Annotated in this window: 8 protein-coding genes; 5 read left to right on the top strand and 3 right to left on the bottom strand. The window is 71.0% G+C overall.

Translation table 11 applies throughout. The features are described from left to right. The first annotated feature begins 226 nt into the window (after positions 1–226). The 5 genes from FM051_RS53145 (at position 227) to FM051_RS15035 (ending at position 7,899) form a co-directional block, all read left to right on the top strand. A complete protein-coding gene (locus tag FM051_RS53145) occupies positions 227–1,864 on the top strand; it encodes a cellulase family glycosylhydrolase (RefSeq protein WP_158843583.1) in 1,638 nt (545 codons plus the stop codon). Beyond that, positions 1,861–2,967 (top strand): cellulose binding domain-containing protein, encoded by a 1,107-nt coding sequence (locus FM051_RS15050; protein WP_158843582.1) that lies wholly within the window; start codon positions 1,861–1,863, stop codon positions 2,965–2,967. The genes FM051_RS53145 and FM051_RS15050 overlap by 4 nt, the downstream gene beginning before the upstream one ends. A gap of 88 nt (positions 2,968–3,055) precedes the next feature. Beyond that, complete coding sequence (locus FM051_RS15045) at positions 3,056–3,835, top strand: RNA polymerase sigma factor (RefSeq protein ID WP_158843581.1); 780 nt, start codon at positions 3,056–3,058, stop codon at positions 3,833–3,835. Between the two features lie 25 nt (positions 3,836–3,860). Then, positions 3,861–7,472, top strand: coding sequence for a serine protease (locus FM051_RS15040; RefSeq protein WP_158843580.1), 3,612 nt, complete (start codon positions 3,861–3,863; stop codon positions 7,470–7,472). 22 nt (positions 7,473–7,494) lie between these two features. Beyond that, the gene (locus FM051_RS15035) at positions 7,495–7,899 is read left to right on the top strand and encodes a DnaJ family domain-containing protein (RefSeq protein ID WP_158843579.1); all 405 of its coding nucleotides are present in this window, start codon (positions 7,495–7,497) and stop codon (positions 7,897–7,899) included. Here FM051_RS15035 and FM051_RS15030 read toward each other — a convergent pair. From FM051_RS15030 to FM051_RS15020, 3 genes are all read right to left on the bottom strand, one after another. Next, positions 7,880–10,090 (bottom strand): hypothetical protein, encoded by a 2,211-nt coding sequence (locus tag FM051_RS15030; protein ID WP_158843578.1) that lies wholly within the window; start codon positions 10,088–10,090, stop codon positions 7,880–7,882. The genes FM051_RS15035 and FM051_RS15030 overlap by 20 nt on opposite strands. A 147-nt stretch (positions 10,091–10,237) precedes the next feature. Next, positions 10,238–10,528 (bottom strand): helix-turn-helix domain-containing protein, encoded by a 291-nt coding sequence (locus FM051_RS15025; RefSeq protein ID WP_158843577.1) that lies wholly within the window; start codon positions 10,526–10,528, stop codon positions 10,238–10,240. Positions 10,529–10,564: 36 nt separating this feature from the next. Next, the gene (locus FM051_RS15020; protein ID WP_158843576.1) at positions 10,565–11,149 is read right to left on the bottom strand and encodes a GNAT family N-acetyltransferase; all 585 of its coding nucleotides are present in this window, start codon (positions 11,147–11,149) and stop codon (positions 10,565–10,567) included. Positions 11,150–11,739: the final 590 nt, after the last annotated feature.

The following is an 11,739-nucleotide window of genomic DNA, read 5'->3' as shown; positions in this document are numbered from 1 at the left end:
TCGACCGGGAGCGGTGTGGCGGGGCAGACTGTGCCCGAGGCGCTTCTGGGAGCGGTCCCAGACGTGTCGCCGCGGTACGCCGCCGGCCCCGGCGAGCAGTGTTTTCACGCCCTGATCACGCCGTTGACACTTAAGCGGTTAAGTGTTTGAGTGTGAATGCCTGCCACGGCAGGTGCGCTGCCCTGCGCTCGCTACGTCAACGTCGACAACAACGCGAGGTACATCCATGCGCAAGCGATTCGCCTTGGTAGGCGCCGCCATCGCCGCCTTGGTCCTGTCACTGCTGACGGTGGTGCCGGCGCAAGCCGCGGCCGGGTTCACCGTCAGCAACGGGCGACTCCTGGACGCCAACGGCAACGACTTCGTGATGCGCGGCGTCAACCACGCGCACACCTGGTACGTCGACCGCACCACGCAGTCGCTCAAGGACATCAAAGCCTTGGGCGCCAACACGGTCCGCGTGGTGCTGTCCAGCGGCGACCGGTGGACCCGCAACGACGCCGCCGACGTCACCAACGTCATCAACCAGTGCAAGACCAACAAGCTCATCTGCGTGCTGGAGGTGCACGACACCACCGGCTACCAGGAGCAGAGCGGGGCCGTCAGCCTCGCCCGCGCGGTGGACTACTGGATCAGCGTCCAGAGCGCCATGGCCGGCCAGGAGAAGTACGCCATCCTCAACATCGGCAACGAACCGTGGGGCAACACCGGCTACGCCGGGTGGACGCAGGCGACCAAGGACGCCATCACCCGCCTGCGCACGGCCGGTTTCCAGCACACCCTCATGGTCGACGCGCCGAACTGGGGCCAGGACTGGGCTTTCACCATGCGCGACAACGCGGCCTCGGTGTTCGCCGCCGACCCGCAGAAGAACACCGTGTTCTCCATCCACATGTACGGCGTGTTCGACACGGCGGCCGAGATCAACGATTACCTGAACCGGTTCGTCACGGCGAAGCTGCCGATCGTGGTCGGCGAATTCGGCCACGACCACTCCGACGGCAACCCCGACGAGGACACGATCTTCGCCACCACGCAGCAACTGGGCCTGGGCTACCTGGCCTGGTCGTGGTCGGGCAACGGCGGCGGCGTGGAGTACCTGGACCTGGCGGTGGGCTTCAACGCGGCCAACCTCTCCTCCTGGGGCCAGCGCGCGTTCAACGGCGCGAACGGCATCAAGGCGACCTCGCGTGAGGCCAGCGTCTACGGCGGTGGCGGCAACCCGACGGACACCACGCCGCCGTCCGCGCCCGGCACCCCGTCGGCGTCCGGCGTCACGTCCACCGGCGCGACCCTGTCCTGGACCGCGTCCACCGACAACGTCGGCGTCAGCGGCTACGACGTGGTGCGGATCAGCGGCACCGCGGAGACCGCGGCGGGCAGCTCTGCCACGACCACCGCGACCATCACCGGCCTGTCGGCCAACACCACCTACACCTTCGCCGTCTACGCGCGGGACGCGGCGGGCAACCGCTCCGCCCGTTCCGGCACGGTCAACGTGACCACCCAGTCCGGTGGCGGCGGTCCCGCGGGCTGCGCGATCACCTACAAGGTCACCAGCCAGTGGCAGGGCGGCTTCCAGGGCGACGTGAAGATCGCCAACACCGGCACGGCCGCGGTGAACGGCTGGACGCTGCGCTGGGCGTGGGCCAACGGCCAGACCGTCAGCCAGTCCTGGGGCGCCACCACGACCCAGTCGGGCTCGACGCTGAGCGCGACCAACGTGTCCTACACCGGCAACATCCCGGTGAACGGCTCGGTCAACTTCGGCTTCATCGGGTCGTGGAACGGCACCAACCCGGCGCCCACGGCCTTCACCCTCAACGGCGCAAGCTGCACCGCGGTCCAGGAGAGTCGGCGATGACGAGAAAATCCGCTGTAGCCGCACTCTTGGCCGCGCTGGCCACGTTGGTCGGCCTGCTGGTGGCCGCGCCGGGTCAGGCGGTCGAGGCCGCCGCGCCGACCCGGATCATGGCGCTGGGCGATTCGATCACCGGCTCGCCGGGCTGCTGGCGGGCCCTGCTGGACCGCGACCTGCGCGGCGCCGGGCACACCGACATCGACTTCGTGGGCACCCGGGCCGGTGACGGCTGCGGGTTCCCCTACGACGGCGAGAACGAGGGCCACGGCGGCGTGCTGGTCACCAACGTGGCCGACCAGAACCAGTTGGTGGGGTGGCTCGGCGCCACCAACCCGAACGTGGTGATCATGCACTTCGGCACCAACGACGTGTGGAGCGCCCGGTCCACCGCGACCATCCTGGCGGCGTACGGCAAGTTGGTCGACCAGATGCGCGCGAACAACGCGAACATGAAGGTGATCGTCGCCAAGATCATCCCGATGGCGGCGAGCGCCTGCGCGGAGTGCCCCCAGCGGGTGGTCGACCTGAACGCGGCCATCCCCGGCTGGGCGGCGGGCAAGTCCACCGCGCAGTCGCCGGTCACCGTGGTCGACCAGTGGAGCGGGTTCTCCACCGGGAGCGACACCTACGACGGTGTGCACCCGAACTCGTCCGGTGATCGCAAGATCGCGGACAAGTGGTTCCCGGCCGTGGTGTCCGCGCTCAACGGCACCACGCCCACGTCGACCACGACCACCACCTCAACCACTACTACTACTACTACTACTACGACCACCACGACGACCACGACCACGCCTCCGAGCGGGTCGTGCGACGTCGAGATCAAGGTCGTCAACCAGTGGCCGGGCGGGTTCCAGGTGGAGATCACCATCCGCAACGGCGGCGGCACGGCGACCCGGGCCTGGAGCGTCGGGTTCAGCCTCCGCGCAGGCATGTCCATCACCCAGGGTTGGAACGGCACCTTCACCCAGAGCGGCACGTCGGTGACGGTGTCCAACACGTCCTGGAACGGCGCCATCCAGCCGGCGGCGTCGACCAAGGTCGGCTTCACCGGCACCGGTGACGCGGCCGGTTGGGTGCCCGTGCCGACCTGCGCGCTGTCCTGACCGGACCTCGCGGTTGTGCCCTGTTCGCCGGGCACAACCGCGAGACCACCCCTGCGACCTGTGATTCCCACCCCGTGGGCGCCGACCTGTGAGCCACGTCGTCGAGGACCTGCTGCGCGAGTGCGCGCCGCAGGTCCTCGGCGTGGTCGCACGCCGGTTCGGCGACTTCGCGCTGGCCGAGGACGCCGTGCAGGAGGCGCTGCTGGCGGCGGCGCGGCACTGGCCGGTCGACGGTGTGCCGGACAACCCGCGCGGCGCGGACTTCGCCATGCCCGGCCCGGACGAGTTCGCGGCCCGGCTGCGGTCCGTGCTGCACGTGCTGTACCTGATCTTCAACGAGGGCTACACCAGCAGCGTCGGCGGGTCGCTGCACCGCACCGAGCTGTCCGGCGAGGCGATCCGGCTGACCAGGGCCGTGCACGCCCGGCTGCCGTCCGACGCCGAGGTGGCGGGCCTGCTGGCGCTGATGCTGCTCACCGACGCGCGCAGGCCCGCCCGCACCGGCCCGAACGGCGCGCTCATCCCGCTGGCCGAGCAGGACCGGTCGTTGTGGGACAAGGCGCTGATCGTGGAGGGCGTCGAGCTGATCATGGCGGCGGTGGAGCGCGGCGCGATCGGCGAGTACCAGCTGCAGGCGGCGATCGCGGTGGCCATGGTGCACGGGCCCGCCGAAGGGCTGAAGCTCATCGACGCCCTGGACGCGCGGCTGCCCGGCCACTACCGGCTGGACGCCGTGCGCGGACACCTGCACGAGATGGCCGGTGACGTGCCGCGCGCCGTGGCGCACTACCGGGCGGCTGCCGCGCGCACGACGAGCACGCCCGAGCAGCGGTACCTGATGGAGAAGGCGGCTCGACTCGCCCACTGACGTCGTGCCGTTACAGTGATCATTCGTGACTGTCGGTGATCGGATCGGGCCCGCGTTGATCCGGGTCCGGAACGCCTCGGGCGTCGTCGTGGGCGCCGGGTTCCTGGTCGGCCCGACCTCGGCCGTCACGTGCGCCCATGTGATCGCGGACGACGCCCGTGCCGCTGTGCCGCCTTCGGACGCGTTGACGGTGGACTTCCCGTTGCTGGGCGGTGATCCGGTGCCGGCGTCGGTGGTGTCGTGGCAGCCGATCGGTGCCGATGGCACCGGTGACGTGGCCGTGCTGAGCCTGCAACCCCCGCCGGGCGCGAAACACGTGCCGCTGAGTTCCGCCGAGAACGTCTGGGGTCACCGGATCCGGGTGTGCGGGTTCCCGGCCGGCTTCGAGGACGGCCGGTGGTTGTCCGGCGTGCTGCGGGCCAAGCAGGGGACCGGGTGGTTGCAGGCCGAGGTGGAGGGGGTCCGGTCCGGTTTCAGCGGTGCGCCGGTGTGGGACGAGGACCGGGCGGGCGTGGTCGGCATGCTGGTGGCGAGGGCGGGCGACGGCACCGCGTTCGTCGTGCCGTCGGCGGCGTTGGGGGAGTGGGACGACCTCCCGGAGCCGTTTCGCGGGTTGGCGGCGTTCGAGGAGGAGGACGAGCCGTTCTTCCACGGGCGGGAGGCCGATGTCGCGCGTCTTCTGGATCACGTCGCGGACCGGTCGTTGGTGCTGGTGGTGGGGCCGTCGGGGAGCGGCAAGTCGTCGTTGGTGCGGGCGGGGCTGTTGCCGGTGTTGCGGCGCGACGGCGTGCACATCTCGGTGGCTCGGCTGGGTTCCAGCCTGCCCGAGTTGCCGCGTGACCGGCGTGCGCTGTTGTTCGTGGACCAGTTCGAGGAGGTGGTGGACGAGGACCCGGACCTGGCGCGCGCCGTGCTCGACCGGCTGGCCGGGGCTCGGTCGCGGGTGGTGTTGACCATGCGGTCGGACTCGTTGGACCGGCTCCTGACCGCCTCGACGGCCCGCGCCCTGGATCACGCGGTGATGTTCGTGGGGCCGTTGGACGCGGACGGGATGCGTGCGGCGATCACCGAGCCGGTGGCGGTGGTGGGTGGTGTCGATTTCGAGGACGGCCTGGTCGAGCGGATCATCGCGGACGCGGGCCGGGAACCCGGTCGTCTGCCGTTGGTGGAGTTCGCGTTGACCGAGCTGTGGCGTCGGCGTACCGGGGGTTGGCTGACGCACCAGGCGTACGACGGGATCGGTGGCGTGTCGGGCGCGTTGACCGACTACGCCGACCGCACGCTGTGGTTGCCGGAGACCAGGGCGAAGGACGTGCTGACCCGCCTGGCGGGTCCCGACGGTGCCGGTGGGTTCGTCCGCAAACGCCTCGACGTGTCCGAAGTGGATGATCCGGAGGTGTTGGAGACGTTGGTGGCCACCAGGTTGGTGGTGGTCAACGACGGTGTCGTGGAGTTGGCGCACCAGGCCTTGGTGGACCGGTGGGAGAGGTTGCGCTCGTGGCTGGCGGCGGACCGCGAGTTCGTGGCGTGGCGTGCGGAGCTGGGCCAGCGGCGGGCGCAGTGGGAGGACGCCGGCCGGGACCGCAAGAGCCTGCTCGGCGGTGTCGCGCTGGCACGGGCTTTGGTGTGGCGGTCGAAGCGGGAGCTGTCGGCGGGGGAGCAGGACTTCATCGCGCGGAGCGAGGCGCGGCAGCGGCGGGAGGTGTGGACGTGGCGCGGCGTCACGGCACTGGTCACGGTCGTCGCGCTGGTGGCGGCCGGGTTGTGGGTGCGGACCGAGGCGCAGTTGCGGGAGAGCAACGCGAGCCAACTGGCGCAGCAGTCGTTGAGGCTGCGGGACTCCCGACCGGAGTCGGCGCTGCAACTCGCGCTCGCCGCGTGGCGGGAGGAGCCCGGCAACCCCGACGCCCGGCGCGCGCTCGTCGCACAGCAACAGGACCGGGGTTCCGCCGACCGCCTCCTGCCGCTCGGGTCGGGTTCGTACGCAACCAGTCGGGACGGCGGCGTGATCGCCGTGCGGTCGGAGGACACGCAACGCATGGAGGTGTGGGACCACGAGCGGCGGTGGGAGTTCCCGGTCGGAGCGGTCCGCGCGCACGCGGTCAGCCCGGACGGGACCGCACTCGCGGTGGCCGCAGGTGCCGCGCTGACCCTGTGGCACATCCCGGACAGAACCGAGCGGTGGAGCGCGAGGATCGCCGGTGACATCACCGCGCGCTTCGACGCCGAGGGGCGCACCCTCACCGCGACGGTCGAGGCGGAGTCCGCGCACGACCACGTGTTGGCCTGGGACGTCGCCACCGCCGCGATGGTTCTCGACAAGCACTTGCCGGTCGACGACGCGGTGCTCACATCGGATCGGCGGACCGTCGTAGCGTACGAGGAGCGCCTTGGACCCGCCGGTGTGGTGGCGCTCGACGTGTCGACCGGTCGGCGTCGGGACTACGGGACGCCGACCAGGCTCCTCGGGCACGGTGAAGCGGTCGCCGAGTGCACGCCTGGGGGCTACCGGGTACACGTCGTCGCCACTGGCGAGGAGAGGTCCTACTCCCGGCCCCTCAAGACGTGCGTGGACCACGGATTCCCGCCGTTCACCGATATCAGCGGGCACTTCATCCCGCTCACGTCGGAGGATGGAGACACGGACACGCACACCTACCTGCACTGGGCCACGGGTTCGACCTACACGGTCCGCAGCCGGGTGGGGGAGGTCCTGGTGGCGTTCTGTGCGGTGGCCCCGGACGGCGGCTCATGGGCGGAGGCGACCAGTGGGGAGCTGAGGTTGGTGTCCGGCAACGGGATACGGCGGACTGCGGCCGACCCGGACGCCTCGTGGGTCCGGTTCACCCCGGACAGCCGCTGGCTCGTGGTCGCATCACCGGGGCAGCTGCGCGTGCACTCGGTGCCCGACATGCGCCTCGAACGCACCATCGAGTTGCCCGACGGGAAGCTGTCGCTCGCCGTGCTGTCCGACCGGGAGGTGGCCGTGCTGCACGCCGGCGATCTGACCGTGCGGAGTCTCGACGGTGCCACGCCTACCCGAGCTGTTCGGGTGGTGGCCGGTGAAGTGGTGGAGGTCCACCCGCGGCCCGGCCACCCCGGACAGGTCGCCGTGAAGAACCCCGGCGGCTTGAAGGTGTGGGACGTGCAGGGCAGGCGGGTGATCGCCAATCTGGTGGTGACACCCGCCGAAAGTACGGGTGGGATCGCGTTCGACGCGACCGGCACGCGCGTGGCAGTGCCGGCCGCTGCCGGCGTGGAGGTCTGGGACGTCGAGCGGCACTCGCGGTTGTGGGAGTTCTCGGATGGAGTGGTCGAGCCGATCGGCTTCCACGGCGACACGCTGCTCGTGCGGGTGCCGGCGGGTATCCAGTTGTGGCACGCGGACCGGTTGGTCGGCGAGATCGACCACTTCGGCGTGCTGAGCGGGTATTACCACGTGAGCGATACCGGCTTGCACTACCTCGCTGCGTCCGATTGGGGTGACGGGCGGTTGATCCGTGAACTGCGTTCGTTCCCGCTGGACCCGGCAGAGGTCGTGACACGGTTGTGCGGCCTGCTGGACCGCGAGTTCACCAACGGCGAGATGGCGGACCTGCCTGTCGGTGTCAGCCGTGATCGGCCGTGTGCCCGGTAATCTCGGAAGCGGGGTGGTGGCGATGACCGAGCGCAAACCGGCCGGCGTCGGGTTCGAGACCTGGATCGAGCGGCAGATCCGGGAGGCTCAGGACCGCGGCGAGTTCGAGGATCTGTCCGGTGCGGGCAAGCCGTTGAGCGGGTTGCACGCGCCGCACGACGAGTTGTGGTGGGTGAAGGAGAAGCTGCGCCGCGAAGAGGGCACCGCGTTGCCGCCGACGTTGTTGCTGCGCAAGGAGGCGGCCGCGGCGCGGGAAGCCGCCGGGCGGGCGTCGAGTGAGGCTGAGGTGCGGTCGATCCTGGCCGAGATCAACGCCAGGATCGAAGAGGCGATCCGGAAGCCGATGTCCGGGCCGCCGTTGAACCTGATGCCGTTCGACGTGGAGCACGTCGTGGCGCAGTGGCGGGCTAGGTCGGCCACTCGCTGACGCCCAGCTCCTCCAGCAGCGCGGTGCCGGCGACGAACGCCGTGGCGGACAGGGCGCCCTGCCCGTCGGCCAGCCTGCGGTACTCGCGCAGCGCCGCCTTCACGTCGCCCAGCCGGCGGTAGCTGTCGGCCACCAGGTACCTGGCCTGGTCGGCCCAGTCCGCCCAGCCCGCGTCCTCGGTGTCGCGCAGCTGGTCCAGCCAGTTCGCGGCGCGCAGGCCCGCGTCGACGGCGTCCTCGTGCCGCCCGGCGGCGTGATCGGCGTGCACCAGCTGGTACCACTGCTCGACCGTGTCACCGCCGCGCAGCGCCGCCTGGCCGATCGCCTCGTTCAGGTCGTCGACCGCGTCCGCGACCCGGCCGGCGTCGATCAGCGCGCACGCCCGCAGGTACCGCAGTTGTCCGAGCAACCGGGGCACGTCACGGGGTGGGCGGGCCAGCAGGCGGTCGACCACCGGTTCGTGCGCGTCCAGGCTGCGCAGCTGCTCCAAGGCCTCCAACGCCTTCTCCGGAACACCCGCCGCGATCAACGTCTCCAGCGCGGCCGTGGCGGTGGCGGTCGAGGGCTGGATGACGCCCTCCAGGAGGAGCAGCGTCCCCAACGCGAGCAGGTCGCCCGCCGCCTCCGCGTGCTGCTTGCCGCGCCACAGCGCCCCAACGGCCTCCGGGCGCCGACCCCGACCCACCAGCACGTACGCCAGCCAGTGCTCGCCCCACGCGCAGTCGCTGTCGTCACCCAGAGCGCGTAACCCGGCGACGGCGTCCGCGGTCGTCGCCACGCCCTCCCCGATCCGGCCGTCGTGCGCGATCCACAGCCCGAGCCAGCACTGGTTGAGCAGCGCGCGCCGTTCGTCCCCGTACCGGCGGTGCACCTCGGCGGCCCGGCGCAACGCCGGCTCGGTGTCCGGGCTCTGGAAGAACTTCGCCCGCAGCTCGACCAGCCGCGCGTTCAGGTGCTCGGGTAAGTCGTCCGACAACACCGTCAGGCACGCGCGTGCCTCGTCCTGCTCGGACCGCAGGTCGTGCCAGTGCGCGCGGTCGAGCAGGGCCTCGTCCGACAGGCCCGGCGGCAGGGTGGGCAGCGGCGGGCGGCTGGTCGGGTTCAGCGGGAGGAACTCGGCCAGCGGCACGGCGGCGAGCCGGGCGCGGACCCGGTCGCCCTGCGCCGAGTGGCCGTTGCGCCGGTCGAACCGGTCGGCCAGGTCCAGCGCGAGCCGCCGCATCCGCCCCGCCAGGACGCGGAACGGCACCGAGTTCGGGTCGTCGGTACCGAGGTCGAGGACGGTGTCCCCACGGCCCGCGCGGACCTGCGCGTCGGCGAGCACCGCCACCGCCGTGGCGTACTCCATGGTGGCGAACGGGCGCCGGCGGGTCTCGAACCCGCGCATCGACGCGAGCCAGTCGACGCCCGCCGCCGCGTTGCCGGTCAGCGCGCAGAACTCGATCACCAGACCGTGGTGCTCCAACGAGTGGAACTCGCCCGCCATGCCGCGCAGCAGCCGCCGGTACGCCAGCGCCGCCTCGTCCCACGCGCCCGCCCGCGCCAACGGCAGCAGCATCAGGCACCGTGCGAGCACCAGCGGCTCGTCGGACACGGTCGGGTCGGCGAGCATCGGCGCGGCGAGGGCGTGCGCTTTGGCCAGCGACTCCTCGTCACCGCGCGCCAGGAAGTGGTCGATGCCGGTCACGTGCAGCCACCGGTCGTCCTGGTCGGTCGGCGCGGTGGCCATCCACTGGAGGTAGGCCTGGTCCGCGGCGACCCAGTCGCCGAAGTGCGCGGCCACACCGCGCCTGCTGGAGTAGACCTCGTGCCAGTCCAGCCCGGCCTTGGTGAACCGGTGCTCCACGGCGTGCTGCGCCTCGCGGATGTCGTCCACGCCGTAGTCGGGGAAGTCGACCATGCACTCGACCAGCCAGGCGTACCAGTGCAGCAGGTCGGCCTCGTCGTCCGGCTCGAACCGCGCCGGCCGCCGGTCGTACTCGTCCCGGCAGTCCTCGAAGAGCCGGTAGACCTGCTCCCACCGCCCGTCCACGCGGTACGCGTCGGCGAGGAGCCTGCGGGACAGGTACGTCGCCCGCGGCACGTCGGCGCGCTCGGCCCGGCGGACGACGTCCTCCAGCAGCGCCGTCCTGGTGTCGGTGTGCTCCATGGCCTGTGCCTCGCGCAGCGAGAACCACAGTTCGGACTCCATCGGCGATCCGCCCCCCGGTGTGATCACTTCACCCGCGAGCTTAGGCGACTCCCGCCGCGTCGAGCAGGACCGTCGCGGTCGTGCTCGGCCGGCCGAGTCGCGGCTATTCGTGAGCGGTGGTGAAACCGGTAATCGTGGAATCGGGTGTCAATGGCGCCTGCGGGTGCTCCTGGCAATTGCCGCAGCCTGTTCCAACTCCTGTTGGGACGTGCCGAGAACGCGTCCCAGCCAGGCCCGCCAATACGGTCCGGGAATGCGTTTTCCGCGTTCCCAGCGGGACACCTCCTCCCGGGTGATGCTGACGTTGCCGGACACCGCGTGCAGCTCCGCTGCCAGGGCGTACTGGGTCAGGCCGCGTCCGCGCCGCAGTTCGGGGAGTATCGTGCTGATCGGTCTCGGTCGGCGTCCCTCGGTGTCTCGTGCGGCTGGTCGGGGCACTGCGAGCGACCTCCCTGTATCGGGCGAGTGGCGTCATTATTGTTCCACGTGTGTCCGCGCATTCAATTGCGCAATGCGGTGATGCCGTCCACCGGGCTGCGGGCACAGCCGTACCGACCACTCCACCGTGGAGCCGGTGCCGATCCGCACCGCGCCCGCCGAGCGCAGCATCCGGGCGACGGCCCGGTGGCCCGCCAGGTGCGTCGCGGTGAACCGGTCGAACCCGTTGGCCAGCGCGAGGGACGCCAGCCGGCCGACCATCGCGGTGGCCAGGCCGACGTGCCGCCACGCCGGGGCGACCACCACCGCGACCTCGGCCGCGCCGGGCTCGGGTACCGCCTCGTAACGGGCGATCGCCACACCGCGGCCGGTGGCGTCACGGGCCGCTATCGCGCAGCGGCGCACGTGGTCCAGGTCGGTGAGGTGGGTGAGCAGCGCGGGCGTCACCGGCGGCGCCGCGCCGCAGAACCGCTGGAACAGCGTGTCCACGTCCGCGTGTCGCAGCGCGTCGGCCAGTTCCTCCCGGTCGGCCGGCGTCACCGGTGTCATCCGCACCTCCCGTCCGTCCGCGAGCCGCAGTGCCTCCCCGGGTGCCTGTCCGTTCAACGCTTGCCGTTGCATGGGATTACTCCTGTCGACGTCGACCGCGGGCAGCCACGTCGTCGGAGCTGCTGATGAGTTGGGGGTGACGCCCGCTCACGTGAGCGGCGTACCGACCGGCGTCGCGGCCGGGTTCTCGCGGCACGGCCACCGGCCCGGATCGGCCACGAGCACGCGGGCTGTCGCCGAGGCCACGACGTGGAACGTGATCACTCCTCGATTTTGGTCCCGTCGCGGGCTCGGGCGCAGGGGGCCAATGCGCGGCACTGCACCATCCGGCCGAACGTCCGGCCCGGTTTCGCGTGGTCGCGCACGGTTGGAGCAGCCCTCGGCATCGAATTCGATTCGAATTCGACGAAACATCGAATCACACTGTCGAACGCCGATCGAACGGAGTTACGTCGTTGACGTGCGGCGGACATCTTCGTAATACTCTGTTCGCACTTCTGGATAGTGTTCACAAATATGAACGATCACGCCGGGGAAGGCTCCTCGCCATGCGGATACTGAGTTCTGCGCTCGTGCTTTCATGCGCCCTCGGCGTGGTCGCGGCGGCACCCGCGCACGCAGGTGATGACCTGGGAAGACAGGTTCTGCAGGCGGGTGACGGC

This window comes from Saccharothrix deserti, from assembly GCF_009769385.1.
GTDB classification, from domain to species: domain Bacteria; phylum Actinomycetota; class Actinomycetes; order Mycobacteriales; family Pseudonocardiaceae; genus Actinosynnema; species Actinosynnema deserti.
This window is presented reverse-complemented; position numbering and strand designations above follow the sequence as displayed.